Source organism: Actinomyces procaprae, from assembly GCF_004798665.1.
GTDB lineage: Bacteria > Actinomycetota > Actinomycetes > Actinomycetales > Actinomycetaceae > Actinomyces > Actinomyces procaprae.
Genome location: NZ_CP039292.1, coordinates 245,135 through 263,470, shown reverse-complemented (window position 1 = coordinate 263,470; position 18,336 = coordinate 245,135). Strand labels below are relative to the sequence as shown.

14 protein-coding genes are annotated in these 18,336 nt (G+C 67.5%); 4 read left to right on the top strand and 10 right to left on the bottom strand.

Annotated features, from left to right (window positions below):
• Complete coding sequence (locus E4J16_RS01085; RefSeq protein WP_136313006.1) at nt 1-1,095, top strand: DUF6571 family protein; 1,095 nt, start codon at nt 1-3, stop codon at nt 1,093-1,095.
• A 659-nt stretch (nt 1,096-1,754) separates the two neighbouring features.
• Here E4J16_RS01085 and E4J16_RS01080 read toward each other — a convergent pair.
• The 9 genes from E4J16_RS01080 to serS form a co-directional block, all read right to left on the bottom strand.
• Nucleotides 1,755-1,940: a hypothetical protein gene (locus E4J16_RS01080; protein ID WP_136313005.1), complete on the bottom strand. Its 186-nt coding sequence runs from the start codon at nt 1,938-1,940 to the stop codon at nt 1,755-1,757.
• A 738-nt stretch (nt 1,941-2,678) separates the two neighbouring features.
• Nucleotides 2,679-3,173: a transposase gene (locus E4J16_RS16150; RefSeq protein ID WP_420809335.1), complete on the bottom strand. Its 495-nt coding sequence runs from the start codon at nt 3,171-3,173 to the stop codon at nt 2,679-2,681.
• A 212-nt stretch (nt 3,174-3,385) separates the two neighbouring features.
• Nucleotides 3,386-4,090 (bottom strand): hypothetical protein, encoded by a 705-nt coding sequence (locus E4J16_RS01070; RefSeq protein ID WP_136313004.1) that lies wholly within the window; start codon nt 4,088-4,090, stop codon nt 3,386-3,388.
• 65 nt (nt 4,091-4,155) lie between these two features.
• Entirely contained in the window at nt 4,156-4,614 is a 459-nt protein-coding gene (locus E4J16_RS01065) for a hypothetical protein (protein WP_136313003.1), read from the bottom strand.
• Nucleotides 4,615-4,790: 176 nt separating this feature from the next.
• Nucleotides 4,791-6,947, bottom strand: a complete 2,157-nt coding sequence (locus E4J16_RS01060; RefSeq protein WP_136313002.1) for a DUF6571 family protein — start codon at nt 6,945-6,947, stop codon at nt 4,791-4,793.
• A gap of 358 nt (nt 6,948-7,305) precedes the next feature.
• The gene (locus E4J16_RS01055; protein ID WP_136313001.1) at nt 7,306-7,506 is read right to left on the bottom strand and encodes a hypothetical protein; all 201 of its coding nucleotides are present in this window, start codon (nt 7,504-7,506) and stop codon (nt 7,306-7,308) included.
• A 174-nt stretch (nt 7,507-7,680) separates the two neighbouring features.
• A complete protein-coding gene (locus E4J16_RS01050) occupies nt 7,681-9,267 on the bottom strand; it encodes an ABC transporter substrate-binding protein (protein WP_240038204.1) in 1,587 nt (528 codons plus the stop codon).
• The gene (locus E4J16_RS01045; RefSeq protein ID WP_136194093.1) at nt 9,264-10,271 is read right to left on the bottom strand and encodes an HAD family hydrolase; all 1,008 of its coding nucleotides are present in this window, start codon (nt 10,269-10,271) and stop codon (nt 9,264-9,266) included. Before E4J16_RS01045 ends, E4J16_RS01050 begins: the two co-directional genes overlap by 4 nt.
• Nucleotides 10,272-10,324: 53 nt before the next feature.
• Entirely contained in the window at nt 10,325-11,599 is a 1,275-nt protein-coding gene (gene serS, locus E4J16_RS01040; protein ID WP_136194092.1) for a serine--tRNA ligase, read from the bottom strand.
• A gap of 234 nt (nt 11,600-11,833) precedes the next feature.
• Here serS and E4J16_RS01035 point away from each other — a divergent pair, with 234 nt between their 5' ends.
• The gene (locus E4J16_RS01035) at nt 11,834-12,775 is read left to right on the top strand and encodes a hydrogen peroxide-inducible genes activator (RefSeq protein WP_136313000.1); all 942 of its coding nucleotides are present in this window, start codon (nt 11,834-11,836) and stop codon (nt 12,773-12,775) included.
• 106 nt (nt 12,776-12,881) lie between these two features.
• Complete coding sequence (locus E4J16_RS01030; RefSeq protein ID WP_136312999.1) at nt 12,882-14,069, top strand: diacylglycerol/lipid kinase family protein; 1,188 nt, start codon at nt 12,882-12,884, stop codon at nt 14,067-14,069.
• 826 nt (nt 14,070-14,895) lie between these two features.
• Here the strand turns inward: E4J16_RS01030 and pheA are convergent.
• Complete coding sequence (pheA, locus tag E4J16_RS01025; protein WP_136312998.1) at nt 14,896-15,852, bottom strand: prephenate dehydratase; 957 nt, start codon at nt 15,850-15,852, stop codon at nt 14,896-14,898.
• A 62-nt stretch (nt 15,853-15,914) separates the two neighbouring features.
• Here pheA and E4J16_RS01015 point away from each other — a divergent pair, with 62 nt between their 5' ends.
• Entirely contained in the window at nt 15,915-18,293 is a 2,379-nt protein-coding gene (locus E4J16_RS01015) for a hypothetical protein (protein WP_168709422.1), read from the top strand.
• Nucleotides 18,294-18,336: the final 43 nt, after the last annotated feature.

The window sequence follows — 18,336 nt, the reverse complement described above, 5'->3', positions numbered from 1 at the left end:
ATGATGCGATCCGGAGCCAGCACGCCCCGCCCCAGGCACAGTCTGTCGACGGCCCTGCTGACGCTACTACTGGCATGCGCTCCTTTGGTGGCGTGCGCACAGTATTTCGGAAGCGAACTGGACATTCCCGATTTTGACCCAGATACCGCAAGCAGCGACCAGGCCAACGCCCGGGCCGCTTTGGACTACCTCAGCCCAGATGGAGAGATCAGCGACGGGCGGTGGGTGCCGGGAGAGCGGACTCGGGAGCGGTGGAAGACGCTCGAAGAAGGCCACTGGAACTCCGGCGGTCTGGAAGAACTCACCGCTGCCATGGCCGCCGTCTCGGCCATGCGCACCGGCCAAGACGAGCAAACCGCCGCAAAGACCACGTGGATCGTCGCCAAGTCAATGGAGTTTGCCGTCGACCAGATACCCCTCAAGGACTACACCGGAACCATCAAGCAGAACCTCGCCCTCCTGCTCGCCAACAGCCCGAAGGAACTCGCCAGCCTGGCCAACGGCGGATCCCTGGAAATCAATAACGTCTACGGCCTGTCCGGTCTGGTTACCGACGCGCAGTTCGAGACCGCCCTGTACCGCGTCATCGACGACAAGCATGCCGCCGGAACCCTGACCTCCACCATGCTCCAGCACCATCACAACCAGGTCGATTCCGACATGCCCACAGCAACAGACCCCGAAGCCACCCTGCTCGGGAACTATCGGAAAGCCGGCGCAACCATGGGCTACCTTAACGGCATCGCCGAGCGGCGGGCGGGCGACAACACTACGGACACTGTCGATGAGGCCGACATCGACACGGTACTGCGAGCCCAGGCCTATGTTGCTGCCGCGAACTACGGCTTGCTGAGCGAGGAGGCGCTGGAGGCGGCCGCCACCGGCAACAACGGACGGTCCTTCTCCTTCTACACCGAAGTCAACGGACAACCCACCATCACCGCCCCCGACCCCATGACCCCACAAGCAGCCCAGGACTACATGACCTGGCAAGAACTACTCACCGACCCCACCATGGACAACCTTGACGTCAAGATCAACAAAGGCTACAACATGGGATACAGGCAGGGTCAGGGCGCAAAGATTATCAAATGATAGGGGCACGCAGTAGGGGTGTCGGCTTGATGAGGAGCTTTCTTATGATGCGATCCGGAGCCAGCACGCCCCGCCCCTGCACAGTCTGCCGGCGGCCCTGCTGACGCTACTACTGGCATGCGCTCCTTTGGTGGGTTGCTCGCTGGGGGCGGATCAGAACCGCCTGGACATCCCCGGGTTCAACCCGAGCGCCGCGGGTAGCAGCGACCAGGCTAATGCGGCTCTTCCGGTTTGAGGGTGTGTTGGGCTGGGGGCTTGTGTGTTGACGCGACGGTTCGTACCTTCGCGTGAGGGTTCGTATGTTCTGGTCGGCGATTCGTACTTTCTTGCGACGGTTCGTACGGTAGGGGTACGTAGCGTCGCCGGAAGTGCCGAATCGTTGGTGCCAAGTGCCGAACCGTCACGCGAAGTGCCGAACCGTCACCCGGGGCGCGCGGGCGAACACGCCAGGCCCGCACCCCGAGCGCTCACGCCTGCGCCCGGGGGCCTGTCAAGTGGGGCACCAAGACCGCCGCCGCGCGCCGTCAATGGCGGCAGCCCCGGTCCAGCGCCCAGATGATCCCAGCGGCCCCGACGAGTCAGCGCAAGCCAGCACCACCCACCGACAACAACCTCACGAACCCAGCAACTGTCAAGCCCCGGGTTTCGTGGAGGGTGTTTTATCTGGCGCCGGTGGTTGCCGGCTGGGGTTGGTTGATGGTGGTCTGCTCGCCGACGTCCTGGGCGTCGGCGGTGTCGATGATGTCGGTGCCGTCGGCGATGATGTCGGTGCCGTCGGCGATGGTGTTGGTGTCTTCTTGTGGTGGTGGGGTGTATGCCTGCTCGTACTCGATCGGGGCGTGCATGCCTATGGCGGAGTGAGGCCGGACAGTGCCCGACCAGTTGCACCCACTCGGCGGTAGCGAACTCGACATCATCGATACCCTCCCAGGGCCCGTGGGAATCTAGGTACTTGTGGTTGCGTATGAGCTCTGCCTTATAGAGAGAGTTGAGGGCCTCGGCCAGCGCGAAGCCGAAAGGAAGTCGCCCTTGGAGCCCACCGAGGCGACCGCATCACAGTCGGGCAGGGCCTGCCCGCACTCGGATGGCCCGGTACTGGACCCCCCGGCCGCGTGTGATGGATCAGGCCGGTAAGGTCGGCTCCTTCGCGCCGGGTGCTGCCAGATACCCATCTTCAGGGCGTCCAATGCCAGGTCGGTGTACAAGCTCGTGGACGTCTGCCAGCCGACGATCCGCCGGGAGTACACGTCAGCGGGCGAAGGCGACGTACACCCAGCCGGACAGGGTGCGTACATACGTTATGTCCGCCACCCACAACTCGTTCGGCCTGAACGCGCTGAAGTGCCTGTTGACGAGGTCTGCGGGGCACTGCTCCCTGGGCGCGCTGCGCGTGGTACGCGGTGACTTGGCGCGGCCGGTGGCCGTGCAGGCCCATGGCCCGCATCAACCTCTCCACGGTGCAGCAGGCGTCGCATGCCCCAGACCATGCCGCTCACAGGCCTCAGGCCGGTTCAGCATCGCATGCATCTTCCTGGCGCCCAGAACGCAGTAGTTCTTCTCATGCACTCTGCTGATTTCGGCCTTCAGAACCTCATCGCGCACCCCCCTGGCACTGGGGGGACGGGACTTGCGGGCCCGGCAGGACGGGTAGGGGCGATCTTGACACCGGTGCTAGTAAGCGCCTGGCAGATCGGCACAGGCCCCAAGGTCCGCCTTGTTGCCCGTCGATGAAGGAGACCGGTGACCTCTACCGGCGCCTCACACTCCGCCCGGGGCGCAAACATGCGCGCACCGTCTTGCGCAGGATCACCGTTAGCCCTGCGCAGCTCGCGTACTTCCTTCTCCAGCTCCCGGATCCGCTGGGCATCCTGACTGGTGGTTCCCGGCCGGGCGCCCGCATCGATCTCGGCCTTCTTCACCCAGGTACGCAGAGCCTCGGGATGGGCACCCAGCTCATCGGCGATCCTTCTGATCGCCCCCTTAGACCGCTCGGGGTCCCGGCGGGCCACCACAGCCAACCTGGTGGCCCGCTCCCGCAGCTCCTCGGGATACTTCCTCTGAGCACTCCCAGCAGTGATCCTTCCGTGTATTCACTGCCTCCATCAAACCCGGTGCAGTTCAAACAACCACCCCCACCGCAGCCCCGACCCCAACCACCACACCCTCAAACCGGAAGAGCCTCCTTACCTTGCCTATTTGCCCAAGCAGGAGTTGCGATGACTAGCGGCATCACCAGAAGGAGTGCGACGCTCAGCGCTGTGACGAGTTTTCGAGTTGCCCGCGCCATGGTTCACACCGTGCACTCGTTGGTCGACAGGTACTCCTCGGCGGCTTCCTTCCAGATGCCATCCTCATAAACCATAACGACACTCATCTTGTAGCGTGCCTGCGATGTAACAGTTCCACTAACGTTGTTGCCGTCAGCATCGTAGTCAACGAGGTCCGTCTGGTCATCGCAATAAATAACCTCAGCTCGCGTAGTGTCGTATGCCGAACTCTGGTCCACTGAAAGCACCGAAACTCTCACGGTCCCATCCGTGCGCCCAGTATCCTGCCCTTCAAAGTCCTCCGTAAAGGCTTGGTACTCCTCCGCGGTCATGAGGGGGGCGGCGTTTTCGATGCCGGTGCGGGTGAACCAGACGTTCCAAGTCACCTCGTCGTAGTGGACGAAGGCCTTGAGCACCTCGGTCTGGAGCTCATCCAGATCCTCGGGGATAGAGGTGATCACGTGCCGCTCAGTGGACAAGGACTCCACGGTCACCACTCCCGCGGCCTCCGCCGAGGCCGCAGCAGACGCGGACGCTACCGCGGCCGCAGCGGACTCCGACGCCTTGGTCGACGCCGCTGCCTCCGGATCGTAGGTGCCGATACCCAGCGGATTGTCACCCGACTCGGAGGAGCACGCCACCACCGGCGCACACGCCAGCAGCAGCACGAGCAGGCCCGTCAACGGACGACGCAGACGATCCAAGAATGTGCCGACTAGATATCTCATATGCATGATCTCCTAAACAGTAGACAGGACAGTGGAAGTCTCCGCGACCACGACACCCGGCCGCCTCAAGGCGTCCAGTGCGGATCCGGCGTCGGCGAAGGCGTAGACACGAACCCGATCTCATCCAGAAGCTGCGCACCACGCCTTATCGCAATCCCCTCAAGAAACGAGACCTGAGCCGCCGCGCCAACCTCATCACTCACCGATCTGGCCGAGAAGATCACCGCCGACTTACCCTCGAACCAGGCGGCATGGGCATCCCGACGCCCAACCCACGACACCACAGTCGCATCACCAACAGCCCGAACACGCGCCCCAGGCCTAGCAGACACCGTATCCAACACCGGAACACCAATATCCTTGTACTCAAGAAACACGTCATCCGCATCCCGAGCCGCCTGAAGGTGAACACTTTGTTCGCTCCCGTTGACGACACATCCCCAGTAGCGGCCACTGGTGCTGTAGTCACCCCCGAAGACTTCTGTGACGTCAGCTAAGATCGGGGCAATATCCTCGTCGTTCAACACCAAGCAATATGGTTCGTCAGGACGAGGAGGAGGGAGCTGCTGATACCCCCACCACGCCAAACGACCCGCAAACACCAGCACCACAATCGTCAACGACACCACAAACGGCGCCCCCAAACGATTAACCAAGCCCCACCGGCGATTAGAATCCGCAGACAAGACAGCAATCCACCTCAATCATCATCGTTTCCAAAACCAGCGCGAACACCATCGCTGAACTGGATCTCCAGGTCTGCCGCAGGCACATCGGGGCTCTCCATCCAGTGGTTGAACTGCTTCCTATACGTGGAATCGGAAAGTAGCATGGTCAGATCGATTTGATGGTCCTCGTCCATCCAGTCGTAGAGATCGCCGAGATCCTTCTGGTTATAGTCGATGTAGGCGGCATCAGGCAGCCGCCCCGCGTTCGATATCTGCGCCATTGCCGCCTGGAATGCCTCCTGCTGTGCAGCATCAGACAGGTCCTCGGCATCCTCTACCTGTGTCAGGTCGAACTGGCTTATCTGCTCGGTCAAGCCCGGGGTCGCGGCAGTAACCACGACCGACGCGGCCTGGGCGCCCGGATGAGGCGCAACCGACAATTCTGCACCAAAAGCACCAAGCACCGTAGAAGCAGTAAGCTCATTGGCGCGCGCTTCATCATAACCGTGGGCGGTTAGCGCGTTGACAGCGGAGCGCTCAATGAACCCCAGGAGTGCCCCATCATTCCTGCTGGCGGTCTTGAACGCCTCGTCCATCCCCGATCCGTCACCCAAAGTAGCTTCGGGGTACTCGTCGAGGATGGCCTGGTTACGCGCTGTCGAGTACCTTCCAACCGTGTTGGACAAGATCAACAGCGAGCTCTCTTCCATACCGACCACGCGAGCCAGCGCGCGGATGTCTGACTCGTGATTCCCGGGCAGCACCGCAGGACGCGTCACATCCCCTACAAACACCGCCCCCGAGGAGTCCGCATTGCCGCCAATGACGTCCTCGATGTCGGCCATAGAGTTTCCCAGTATGATGGCGACATTGTTCCGGCCCGTCTGGGAGAAGGCCTCTTCATCAATGCTACTGAGGTAAGACATGGCCTTCCCGGTCGCCCATGCGGCACGCTCGTCAGTGTCACCGTCGGAGGGCACACGTTGCGCCGATGCGCCGGCCATTGCGGTTGTCAGCGCGTCATCACCCTGGTCGGGATCCCAGGTGCGATTGGTGAGCAGCTTCCAACGGTCCACGGAAGCCTGACCCGGAACCCAGTTACCGGCATCGCCGACCGAGCCATCTTCCTCCGGCGCCAGATACTCCAGCGCCGCCTCGGTGTTGGTCCCCATCGCCGTCAGCACGCCTTGCAGCGGGTCGAGGCTGTTACGGGTGAACACCGGACCATACTCGTCCACCTTATTGGCGGGCATCGGGAACGTCGGACGTGTCCCGTCATACGGCAACTCCTCCATCCGATCCGCCAAATCAACCAGGAAACCCGCGTCGAAATACAGCCCTTCCACCGACAACAACGCATTCATCGCCGCGGTGCGGCCCTTGTGACCGTCCTCGGTCACCGCCGTCTCCAACGCAGCAGCAAGTCGAGGGCCGGTTACGTTCTGGTGAGATGCGGCGGCGAGGATGTGTCCCATCGTATCCACGATCGAATCCGTAGCAGCCTCGTCTTCGGTTGTAGGGTGAGAGTACTGCGAAGTGCCACTGCTCGCCGCCGAGTATGTGTAGTGCGCCTGGACCTTCTGGACCAGATCCAAGTAGGTGTCCACACCTACAGTGTTCACAAACGCAGCACCGTAGACATCGATGTCCTGCTTCTCGGCCATGTCCGCAGCGATCTCCTCCACGGAGCGGCCGTCCTCCGCGGTTCCGTCGCTGCTGCCCAGAGCCTGTTTCAGGGCAGTTGCGTCGGCCTTGGCATCAGCTATGGACTGGCTGTTATATGTCTTGACATTCTCGGCGGTATCATCAACCCCGTCGGGAAGGTAATAGCAGACAGCGCCCTCGGTGGAGCCGAAGGTGATGCCGGAGTCGTTCATGATGATCGCCTCATCGAGCCGGGTCTGCAGGTCATCAATGATCGCCTGGAGAGCGCTGGTCGCGTCCGCCACGGATGCGGTAGTGGTGCCCGCCAATCCAGCAGCCATGCCCATCGTCGGGCTCAATGCGTATCCCGGCAAGAACGGAGTAGAGACGTTGAGCATCTCATCGATACCCTCGACCGGAGGTGTGTCCCAACTGTTATTGAGATTGTACAACTCAGAGCATTCGGTCTCAGCATCGTCAACCCACGCCTGCAGTGCATCAATGAAACCCTGCACCCCTTCGGTATCCATACTGACATAAGTCATTTCCGTGTACTCCTCATACTTAGCTCCACACTCCCATAGCGCGCACTCACACAGAACTGCACCCCGGGCGGCGCCACACAAGAAGAACCGCAAATGTGGCGGCGATTCCAGCAGGCGGTCATTTCCACTTCGGATTGGCCTCATCACTGCCAGGCGGGACTTGGTCATCCTCGGCCCAGTAGGCATCATAGGCCGTCTGATAGACATCATCCATGCGATCACGCGCCGCAGTCACCGCTGTGTCGATAGAAGTACCTATTGTCTCAGCAACGGGCGAGGACCAGACCTCCGCCAACTGGCCGCTGAACGCACTCAGACCATCGGTGATCGAGCACGACGCCCCCGCGCCGCCCCCCACCTACACGCCCATAGCCGCCCCGACTCCCGCCGCCCCCATCACCTTCGGATTGTTCGCCGGCATCAGTTGCGCCCGCTTAGAGCGGTTCATTACGTGTTCGATAGCCAACTTCTTCAAATTGTCAACCGGATCCGATGAGCTGTCACCCTCGGAGTCAGTGCCGTAGTCATCTGTGCTCGTATTCGCGTAGCCGTACAGCATGGATGAACCGGCTCCTTCCCCCGGGCCAGGGCCCGGGCACGCCAACAGGACCACACCCGCACCCAGTCACGCAACGACCAGGCGGGACATGTTAGACACTCGAACGTTACCATAGCTTGGCCGCACCGAGAAGTGCGTGCAGCCGGCTCATCCAATCTTCCCGGGCCCCGCCGCTCACTCGGGCCAGGCGGCCTCCGCCTGGGCCAACGCCTCCTTGGAGTCCAGATCGCCAGTGGTCCACTGGGTCAGGGCGCTCCACAGCGCGTCCGTGCCCACGCCCGACGGCATCGAGTCAGAGGCGTCGAACCGAATCACGGACTGACGCGACTGCAGCAGCAGCGTCGCACGTCGGGCAACATCAGAACTCATCACCGACGCATCCACACTCCGGTTGGCGGTGGCCACGCCGCCAAGGTCAACGCGCCGCTGCGCCCACTCAGCGCTGGACAGGTAGTGCATGACCGTCTCGACCGCCTCAGGATCGGCCCCGTCTGCGGCATCTTCCCCGGCTCCGGGTGCACCCGGAGCCAGCCGCACCAGGAAGTCGCCGCCCACAATCACCGGTGCGCCGGCGTCGTCGTCGGCCACTCCAGGCACAAGGAAGGCGGAGACAACACCACCCGCAGCGGCCGACGTCGCAGCCTCCGTCGACTCCGCATCCGGGGCCTTCCCCGTGCCGGTGGCGCTTGCACCGTCCGCGGCAGTGGTCGCCGCGGATACAGCGGTCTGCTCCGCCGCGGCGCCGGCGGGCACAACCACCGTGCCCTCGGGCAGCAGGTTCTCATACCCGGACGATGCGTGCAGCATGTAGCAGGAGCCGTCCAGCAGCTGCTCGCCGGCCTCCTCCAGGCTTGTCTGCGCGGCCTGCTCGCCGCCGCCAGGCACACTCCCATCGGCCAGGAGCAGGGCACCCACCTCATCCAAAGCCGCCACCGCAGAGGCGTCATCCAGGGCGACGGCGTGGTTCGCCCAGGCGTCATAGGCGCCGACACCCCGAGTCGTCAGCAGCGTGTCCTCGAGCCAGTCGCTGACGGTCCAGCCGCTCGAGTCGCCGTCGGCCACGCCCAGGCACCAGGGCGTGGCGCCGCCCGCGCCATCGGCATCATCAGCGGCATTGTCGGCGGCAATCCGCTCGGTGAGCGAGACCAACTCGTCCCAGGTGCCGGGAACCTCATAACCGGCCTGCGCAAAGGCCACCGGCGAATACCAGATGAAGGACTTCACCGACGCCATGAGCGGGGCGGCGTAAAGGACGCCGTCTACCGAGCCCACATCCATCCAGGAACGGTCCCACCCCAGCTCCACATTCGCGCCCACGGCATCCGGCAAGGCGATCAACGCATCGGCGCGCGCCAGATCACTCACCAGGCCGGGCTGGGGCACGACGGCGAGGTCCGGCAGGTCCGCGCTCGCCCCGTCCCCGGACCCGGGCTCCTCCAGAGTCTGCCGCAGCACCGTCTCCAGCCCATCCGAGCCGTTCTGGACGACGTCGATGCCGGTGCACTCCTCAAACTCCTCGACGGAGGCGTCGAAGCGCTCCGCCTCGGCCCCGGTGAAGGCGGTGGCAACCGTAACCGTGGTTCCCTCGGGGAAGCTGCCGAACACCGCCATCGCCGCGCACGGGTCGGTGGTCGAGGCGCTCGGATCGACGTCGTTACTCGGCGAGCAGGCGGTCATGCCGCCCGAGAACAGCAGCAAGGCCGCCGCGGCGGGGGCGAGCCGGGCGGCACCGGGCCGCAGAACGCTCCGGGACGATCTCATGAGTTCCTCCGAGTCCTCTCCACGACTGCGTCCAACACGGCCGCGCAACCATCGTGCCATACGGTCTCGGTTACGACGTCGCCCTGGTCCTTGACCCACTGCGGCGCCGACCCCATGACGGCGCCGACTCCCGCCCAGCGCAGCATCTCCACATCGTTGGTGCCGTCACCCACGGCGACGGCGTGATCAGCGTCGGTGCCGAGCCTGGTCACCAGCGCCTGAAGGGCGGAGGCCTTGGTGATGCCCTGCGGGGCCACGTCCAACCAGGCGGTCCAGCCGATCGCGTACTCCACCGAGTGCAGGGCGGCCCGCCCGACGACGGCGCTGAACTCCTCCACCGGCATGCCCGGCGCCCGCAGCACCACCCGGGTGACCTCCCCGCGACGCAGCTCATCCAGGGGCACAACCCTCTGCTTCTCGATGAGCTCACCGTCGGGGAAGGGCCGGGACACGCGGAAGCCGGCGCCCAGGTCCTCCACCGCGATGATCCCGTCCGGCACCGCCTCCAGCAGGGCGTCGATGGCGGTGGCCGGATTGAAGGTCCGCGAGTCGACGACCTCATACCCGCCCGGGAAGGCCGGATCCAGGCGCAGTGTGATGGCACCATTGGCGCAAACCATCCACCCATCGGTGAGCCCGACTCGACGGGCCACCGGCAGTGCCGCGGAGATACCGCGCCCCGTGGCGATCACCACCTGCGCGCCCCGGTGCCGCATGCGGGCGATCGAGGCCATGACGCGTTCTGATACCCGACCGTCAAGGTCAAGAATGGTGCCGTCCACGTCCAGGGCCACCACCAGGCGCTCATCGGGGAACAGCAGCCTTCGGCCACTCCCGCCGTCGGCCTCCAGACGGTCCAGGTCGGCCATGCGGGCACGCACGAGCGCGTGGTACTCGTCGTGGGACAGCTGGCGGTCGTATCCGGGCCCATAGACGCCGACCGTCTGGGAGTTCCAGGCGGCCGAGCCGATCAGCGGGGCTCCGTCGTCGTTCCGTGGCGACATGTCAGCGTGCCTACCGGGCGGGGGTGAAGGGCGCCGTTTCGGTGCGCATGGCTTCAGGCGACCGGCTCGATGACCTCGAGGCCGCCCAGGTATGGGCGCAGCCCCTCGGGGACGACGACGGTCCCGTCCGCGCGCTGCTGGTTCTCCAGGATGGCGACCATCCAGCGGGTGGTCGCCAGGGTGCCGTTCAGCGTGGCCACAGGCGCCGTCCTGCCGTCACGGCGCTCCCGGATGGACAGGCGCCGCGCCTGGAAGGTGGTGCAGTTCGAGGTGGAGGTGACCTCCATCCAACGGTTCTGGGTGGGCAGCCAGGCCTCGCAATCGAACTTGCGGGCGGCGGAGGAGCCCAGGTCGCCGGCGGCGGTGTCGATCACCCGGTAGGGCAGGCCCACCAGCGCCAGCATCTCCTCCTCCATGGCCAGCAGCCGCTGGTGCTCCTCGGCGGCGTCCTCGGGCCGGCAGTAGGAGAACATCTCCGCCTTGTTGAACTGGTGCACGCGGATGATGCCGCGGGTGTCCTTGCCGGCGGCACCGGCCTCGCGCCGATAGCAGGTGGACCAGCCCATGTAGCGCTTCGGCCCTGCGGAGAGGTCGATGATCTCATCGGTGTGGTAGCCGGCCAGCGCCACCTCGGAGGTGCCGGTCAGGTACAGGTCGTCGGCGGGCAGGTAGTAGATCTCGTCGCTGTGGGCGCCGAGGAACCCGGTGCCGCCCATCACCTGTGGGGTGACCAGGGTGGGGGTGGTCATGGGGATGAAGCCGTGCTCGACCGCCTTGTCCAGGGCGGCGGTCATCAGCGCCAGCTCCAGGCGCATGCCCCAGCCCTTGAGGTAGTAGAAGCGGGCGCCGGAGACCTTGGCGCCGCGGCGCGTGTCGATAATGTCCAGGCCCTCGCCGAGCGCCAGGTGATCGGCGGGCTCGAAGCCCTCGGCCGCGAAGTCGCGCGGAGAAGGCCCCTCGTGACGCAGGACCACATAGTCCTCCTCGCCCCCGGATGGGGCCCCCTCGATCAGGTTCTGGAACTGGGAGGTGAGCTCACCCAGCACGCCTGCGGCGTCGTCGGCGGCGGCCTGCGCCTGCCGGACCTGCTCCGCCAGCTCCTTGGCGCCGCGCAGGGCGGCCTCGCGCTCCTGGGGGGTGGCGGCCTTGCCGACCGACCGGGAAACCGTCTTCTGCTCGGCGCGCAGGGACTCGAAGCGGGCCAGGCTGGTGCGGCGGGCCTCGTCGGCCTCGATGATGCGGTCGACGAGGGCGACGTCGGCGCCGCGGGCACGCTGGCTGGCGCGGAAGGGCTCGGGGTTCTCACGAAGCGCACGCAGATCGATCATGGATGCGAGTGTAACCAGACGCGGGCCCTCCACCCACACGCGCATGGACACAAGCCACGACACGCCAGAACCCGCACACCCCGAACCGGAACAGCCCGCAAACCGCATGAGATCCACCCGCGCGTGATCTAGAGTCAATACCAATAAGACACTGCCCCTCGACTCTCCCCCGGCCCGCAGGCCGGATCTCCCCCGGCCCGCAGGCCGGACCGCCACCAACATTTGGGACCCATCATGTCCAGCACCACTCTTCCCTCCTTCTCCCAGCTGAGGGCCTTCGTCGCGCTGTGCGACCACCAGCACTTCGGCGAGGCGGCCACGACCCTGGGCGTCAGCCAGCCCAGCCTGTCGCAGGCGATCACCGCGCTGGAGAAGCGCGTCGACGGCGAACTCGTCGAGCGCACCACCCGCCGGGTTCTGGTCACCCCGCTCGGGCAGGCACTGCTGCCCTACGCGCGCGAGGCAGTACTGGCGGCGGAGTCGTTCAACGAGGCGGTGACCAACCAGGGGGCCGCGCTAGCAGGCACCCTCCGCCTGGGAGTCATCCCCACGCTCGCCCCCTACCTGGTACCGCTTGTGCTGGACGGCCTGGACCGTGAGCTGCCCCTGCTGCACCCGGAGTTGCGGGAAATGGTCACCGGAGACCTGCTCGACCTGCTCACCCAGGGGCGCCTGGATGCGGCCATCATCAGCACCGACGTCGACCTGCGGCGCTCCACGGCCATTCACATGTATGACGAACCGCTTATCGCGCTCGTGCCGGTGGGCCACCCCTGGGCGGGCCGCGACGACGTCGTCCCCGCAGAACTCGACGGGCAGCGGCTGCTACTGCTCGACGAGGGCAACTGCCTGCGGGACCAGACTCTCGCCCTGTGTCAGCGCTACGGCGCCAACCCACCCGCCGCCGTCGCCACCACCCTGTCGACCGTGGTGCAAATGGTCTCCAACGGCGCCGGCGTCACCGTGATCCCGGAGGGCGCCGTGCGCCTGCTCTCCGGGCGGGGCTACGCCATAGTCCGCTTCGCCGCTCCGGTGCCGACCCGGCCCATCGGCCTGGTGCACCGCAGTTCCTCATCCCGCGGCGCCGACTTCACGCGCCTGGCGGAGATCCTCACCGGCCTCGCCCGCCGGGCCGGGCTGCCCGGCGCAGCAGCCCCACCCCCGCGAGGTCGGTAGATCTTACGCACCGAGGTCGGTAGATCTTACGTGCCGAGGTCGGTAGATATGGTTGAGGACTCCAGTATCCGGAGCGGCGAACGCACCACGCCGGTAGCCTTGCACCATGACCGCCGGCACCGACCCGGCGCCTGTTGCCGCCGTCGTCATTAATCCCGTAAAACCAGCCGCTACGCGCGCCGTGAGACAGGCACTCGGGGATGCTCTCGATGCCGTCGGCTACCGCACTGTCTGGCTGGAGACCTCTGCCCGCGAGACCGGCTCCGTGCAGGCCCGCCTCGCCGTGGCCTCGGGCGCCGGGCTCGTGATCGCCGCCGGCGGCGACGGCACCGTGCGGTCGGTTGCTGCCGGCCTGGCAGGCACGGGGGTAGACATGGGAGTCATGCCGCTGGGGACGGCGAACCTGGCGGCCAGGAACCTGGGGCTGCCGCTGCGTCGTCACGCGGAATTGGCCCGTATAGCCGCTGCTGGCCGGCCGACGCCGACCGATCTGGTGTGGGTTCGCACCGAACCGCCCGAGCACACGGGCCCGCTGGCCGCCGTCGACGTTCCCGGCCACGGATCACCGACGAATTGCACGGCCGGTCCTGCCGGAAGCGACGGTGACGAGCGCCTCGAGCCCCCGGAGGGGTGGGCGCGGCCGAGTCTGGGAGACGAGCATGCCTGCATGGTGGTGGCGGGTATCGGCTTCGACGCCGGACTGGTCGCCTCCACGCGACCGGCCCTGAAGGAGCGCCTGAGTTGGGGGGCGTATGGGCTTGCGGCATTGGAGAACCTGGGGCGACGGCGCATGAGCCTGGTGCTGGGGGTTCAGGGCGGCACGATGGCGGCTGTCGCGCGGACGGCCGCCGCCGTCGCCAGTGCTGGAGGGCCCGGCGGGACTGGGCCGGTGGTCGACGTCGTCCCCGAGGCAGCCGCCGTCTCACCGCGGTCTCCGCGCACCGAGCGGCTCACGGCACGAACCCTGTTGCTCGCCAACGGCGGTAGGCTTCCTGCGGGCATCACGCTGCTGCCGGACGCCCGCCTCGACGACGGTCTGCTCGACGTCGCCGCAATAGACACGCTGCATGGCCTGTGGGGATGGGCGTCGTTGGCACGACAGGTGCTGCCGCCGCGGCCCGCCTCATACTCCGATGGGCGCGCCGCGCAGGTGGTGCTGCGACGCGGGCGGATGGTGACGGTGCTGCTGGACCTGCCGACGGCCGTGGAGATCGACGGCGACCTGGTGGCGCCGACGCGTGGCGTCCGCGCGCGGGTGCAGCCCGGGGCGCTACGGGTGCGGTGCCCCGCGTAGGCCGGGGTGCGGTGCCCCGCGAGGCACCATTTGCGCATCGGAGACGCCGGGCCAGATTCCACTACTTGCGACGAATCCCTGAAACCCCAAGGAATATCTAGGCATGGCACCTCCAGGAGGGCGCCTCGAGTGTGCAGCACACGCCCAAGCACGAGCCTGCCTCACGACAATAACGAGGAGCTGGCAAACCGGCCTTCCAGTTTGGGGGTATGGGGGCGGTCGTGGTGGGCCGATCCGGGGTGTGGGTCCGTAGTGGGGTGTTCAGGTTCGGCGCGGGTGGGTCCGGCGACGAGCGCGCCGCACGCTCAGTTGTGGCGCTGTTTTAGGGATTTGGCGGAATCATGCGGAAAACACCTCAGTCGGTGAACGGTGCAGTCGGCTCCCACGTGCGCCGACCGCCGCGGCGCACGTAGGAGCCGACCGGCCTCCTTCGACCCAAAACCAAGAACGTTGAAATACCGGGCAAAACTCGCTGTTAGGTCGGAGTGGCAAGGTGGCTGAGCGTGCGCCGCCCCCGGGAGTACCCACCCGACCGGACCCTAACCACCCGCACCTGCCCAGACACACCCCTACGCCACCCCATGACGACCCGCACCTCATAACCCCGAAGCCCCGGCCAGACTCCCGCGCTCTTAAGCCGGAAGAGCACGTAAGATCTACCGACCTCGGTACGTAAGATCTACCGACCTCAGCACGTAACAACTACCGACCTCGGTACGTAACAACTACCGACCTCGGTACGTAAGATCTACCGACCTCAGCACGTAACAACTACCGACCTCGGTACGTAACAACTACCGACCTCGGTACGTAAGATCTACCGATCTCAGAGCGTGCGCCCCTCCAACACTTCGGCCACCCACGAGCGCGCCACCACGAAGTCCTTGTCACTGGTCCCGGCGGGAACCACCACCGGCAGCGAGTCCAGGCGCGGGTAGGAGCCGAGGAAGCGGACGAACGGGCACGTACGGTGCAGGCCGATGAAGGCGGCCTGCACGCGCTCTTCCCGAATGTGCCCTTCAACGTCGATGGAGAACCGGTAGCGTCCCAGGGAGTCGCCAACAGGCCGGGACTCGATGCGGGTCAGGTTCACGCCGCGGACGCTGAACTGCTCGAGCATGTCCAGCAGGGCGCCGGCACGGTTGTGCGGCAGCTGCACCAGCAGGGTGGTCTTGTCGGCGCCTGTCGGCTCACCGACCCGGCCGGGGCGGGAGACCTTGACGAAGCGGGTGACCGCGTCGGGGTTGTCGGCCACTCCCCCGGCGATCACAGCCAGGTTGTACTGCTCGGCGGCGAGCGGATTGCACAGCACCGCCTGGTACCCCAGGGCGGCGGCCGCGGCGTCGTCGGCCTCGGCCAGGGCGCGCGCGGGCGCGGAAGTGGAGCTGCCCTCGATGTAGGCGGCGCCCGGCAGGTGCTGGTGGACCCAGCCGCGGCACTGCGCCCAGGCGTGGGGGTGGGTGGAGATGGCGCGCACGTCCTCCAGGCGGGTACCCGGGCGCCCCGCCAGAACGAAGGTGATGGGCACGGCCATTTCGGCTGCAATCACCAGGGGCGCTCCGGCAACGAGGTTGTCGAGCGTGACATTGACACCGCCCTCGACGGAGTTCTCGATGGGGACGACGGCGGCGACGGCGCTACGGTCACGCACACGATCCAGGGCGGTGGGAACGTCCTGGCAGGGGTCGAGGACGACGTCGGCGGGCGCCACCTGCCTCAGGGCGGTTTCGCAGAAGGTGCCGCCGGGGCCGAGGAAGGACCAAGTGGGGGCGGGGCTCGTCATGCGCACAGGCTATCCCGCGATTCGCCGTCGAAACGCCCGAACACCCCACGTAGGCTGCTCGTATGAGCGACCCCAAGCGCGCCCGGCGGCGCTCACCGCTCGGGACAGCCATGTGGGCCCGCGCGGCGGCATTGCTGACGGTGTTGGGGATAGTTCTGGGAGCGGCCGGGCCGCCCGCGCCTGCCTCCACCCCTGCGGCCGCCGCGACGATAGCGACGACGACGGCGACGGCGCCCGGCGCGGCCCCAGCGCCCGCGCCCGTGAACGCCGCCGACTCCGCAGCCGCGCCGCTCGTCGTGCTCGGGGTGAGTGGCGTGTCGTGGGTGTCGGTGCGCGCGCTCTCGGCGGGGGATGACCCGCGGCTGGCTGCCGCCGCCACCAGGGTGGAGGAGTATGCGGCGGCGAATACGCCGGTGAACCTGGTCCAGCGCGGTATCGGGAACACCACCTGTCCGGCGGACGGCTGGGTGACCCTCGGCGCCGGGGCGCGCGCCCGTGCCGACTCCTCCCACGGGGGAGCCGCATCCGCGTGCTCCGGGGGGACCTGGGCGGACGCCGTCCGCTCGGCGCATGCCGACGGTTACGGGGCCGAACCGGGGGCCCTGGCGAAGGCACTGGACGACGCCGGGGTCGACTACGCGGCCGTTGGCGAGGGCGCCGTCCTGGCGCTGACGACGGCGGAAGGTCCGCCCGCAACGGCGGGTTCAGTGGCCCAGCTGCTTACGGACCCGGCTGGGAGCCGCCCGGAGCTGATCCTGGTCGACCTCATGGACGCCGGCTCCCGGACCGGCTCCACGCCGGGGGCCGCGGCCGACTCAGCACCCGGCCCCCGGACCGGCTCCACGCCGGGGCACCCGGCCGACTCAACAGACGATTCCGCGGTCTCCCCGGGCAATGAGACGAGAGCGGCCGAGGCCCTCACGGCGCTGGCGGACGCACTCGATGAGCTGTCGGGGAGGGCCCGGATCGTCGTCGTCTCCGTGGCCGACCCGCAGGACCCGTCCCCGCAGATCGCGATCCTGCCCGCGGGCGCCACTTCCACGCGCGGCTACGACGGGGGGCTCCTGGTCGGCCCGAGTACGCACCGGCCCGGCCTGATCCAGTTGACCGACCTGGCGCCGACCCTGCTGGGGGCAGTCGCCGGGCAGGAGGCGGTCGCCAACTCCGGGCTGAGTAGCGAGGCGCTGACGTTTCCCGCAGCCGCGTCCGCCGACCGCACCGGCACCTCCGCGAGCGCCACTGCCCCCGGCTCGCCCGGGAGCGCCGGGCACGTGGCCTCCCTGGCCGACGACGCCGCCCACGCCGTCGCCTCCGAACGCGCGGTGATCCCGGTGTCACTCATGCTGTTCGCGATCGCGCTGGTGGCGGTGGCCGCCGTCGGCGTCGGCTTGCGCCACCCACGGCATGGGCCGCCGGGGCGCCTGGGCGGCGCGGCCTGCTGGGCGGCCGCCCTGCCCGCCGGGATCTGGCTGTCGAATCTGGTGCCGTGGTGGCGCACGGGGACGTGGGCACCGATGGTTGCGGCCCTGACCGCGGCCGCAGTGGCGGGAGTGATGACGGCGGTGGCCGTGCTGGTGGCCCGGGCGCTGCGGGCGGACGGGGCGGCGGCGCTGGTGGCGGCGGCGTCGGGGCCGGTGGTGATCCTGGCCGATGCCGCCGTCGGCGCCCCGCTGGGGTTCAACGGGCCGCTGGGGATGAATGCGGTGGTGGCGGGGCGCTTCTACGGGGTGTCGAACACTGCCTTCGCGCTGGCGGCGGGCGGGCTGCTCGTGGTGCTCGCCGCCGGGGCGGAGCGATTCGCCGCGGGGCGTGCACCCCGCCGCCCGCTGGTGGCGGCGGCCGTGGGCGTGCCCGGGCTGCTGGCGCTCGCCGTCGACGGCGCTCCGCAGCTGGGGGCCGACGTCGGTGGGGCGCTGACGCTGATTCCGGCGCTGGTGGCGCTGGCGGCGGGACTGGCCGGGGTGCGGCTGGGCCTGCGGCGGTGGCTGGCCGTCGGGGCGGTGACGGTGGGAGTGGTTGGCGCCTTCGCGGTCGCGGACTACGCCACCGGGTCACGCACGCATCTGGGGGGATTCGTGAGCCAGGTGCTGAGCGGGGGTGCGGGCGCGACACTGGCCCGTAAGGCCGCGGCGCTCGTCGCACCCTTCCTCACCAGTCCGTTGGCGCTGTTGGCGCTGGGCGTCGGAGTGGGCGTGGCCGGCGCGGCCGCCTGGTGGCTGCGCCGCACCGCCCGGAGTGCCCGCGCGGGTGAGGGCCCCTACGCCTGGTTGGTGACGACGGCGCCCGCGTGGCTGGTCCCGGCGCTGCGGGCGCTGGCGGTGCTGGTGGTGGTTGAGGTGCTGGTGAATGACTCGGGGCTGACGATGCTGCTCTTCTCGGCGGCCGCCGCCCTGCCGGCGCTGGCCGCGCTGCTGGTGAGTACGCGGATCGGCCCGCGCTGACGCCGCCCGTAGCCCTGCTCGGTGCGGTGCCTGCGCCGGTGTG

What these genes read in the sequence shown, in the direction of transcription:
- E4J16_RS01080 (WP_136313005.1), bottom strand. Translation starts at nt 1,940, where the DNA reads ATGCACGCCCCGATCGAGTACGAGCAGGCATACACCCCACCACCACAA.
- E4J16_RS01035 (WP_136313000.1), top strand. Translation starts at nt 11,834, where the DNA reads ATGTCCAGCACCACTCTTCCCTCCTTCTCCCAGCTGAGGGCCTTCGTC.
- E4J16_RS01085 (WP_136313006.1), top strand. Translation starts at nt 1, where the DNA reads ATGATGCGATCCGGAGCCAGCACGCCCCGCCCCAGGCACAGTCTGTCG.
- E4J16_RS01045 (WP_136194093.1), bottom strand. Translation starts at nt 10,271, where the DNA reads ATGTCGCCACGGAACGACGACGGAGCCCCGCTGATCGGCTCGGCCGCC.
- E4J16_RS01070 (WP_136313004.1), bottom strand. Translation starts at nt 4,090, where the DNA reads ATGAGATATCTAGTCGGCACATTCTTGGATCGTCTGCGTCGTCCGTTG.
- E4J16_RS01050 (WP_240038204.1), bottom strand. Translation starts at nt 9,267, where the DNA reads ATGAGATCGTCCCGGAGCGTTCTGCGGCCCGGTGCCGCCCGGCTCGCC.
- E4J16_RS01015 (WP_168709422.1), top strand. Translation starts at nt 15,915, where the DNA reads ATGAGCGACCCCAAGCGCGCCCGGCGGCGCTCACCGCTCGGGACAGCC.
- pheA (WP_136312998.1), bottom strand. Translation starts at nt 15,852, where the DNA reads ATGACGAGCCCCGCCCCCACTTGGTCCTTCCTCGGCCCCGGCGGCACC.
- E4J16_RS01060 (WP_136313002.1), bottom strand. Translation starts at nt 6,947, where the DNA reads ATGACTTATGTCAGTATGGATACCGAAGGGGTGCAGGGTTTCATTGAT.
- serS (WP_136194092.1), bottom strand. Translation starts at nt 11,599, where the DNA reads ATGATCGATCTGCGTGCGCTTCGTGAGAACCCCGAGCCCTTCCGCGCC.
- E4J16_RS01030 (WP_136312999.1), top strand. Translation starts at nt 12,882, where the DNA reads ATGACCGCCGGCACCGACCCGGCGCCTGTTGCCGCCGTCGTCATTAAT.
- E4J16_RS01055 (WP_136313001.1), bottom strand. Translation starts at nt 7,506, where the DNA reads ATGCTGTACGGCTACGCGAATACGAGCACAGATGACTACGGCACTGAC.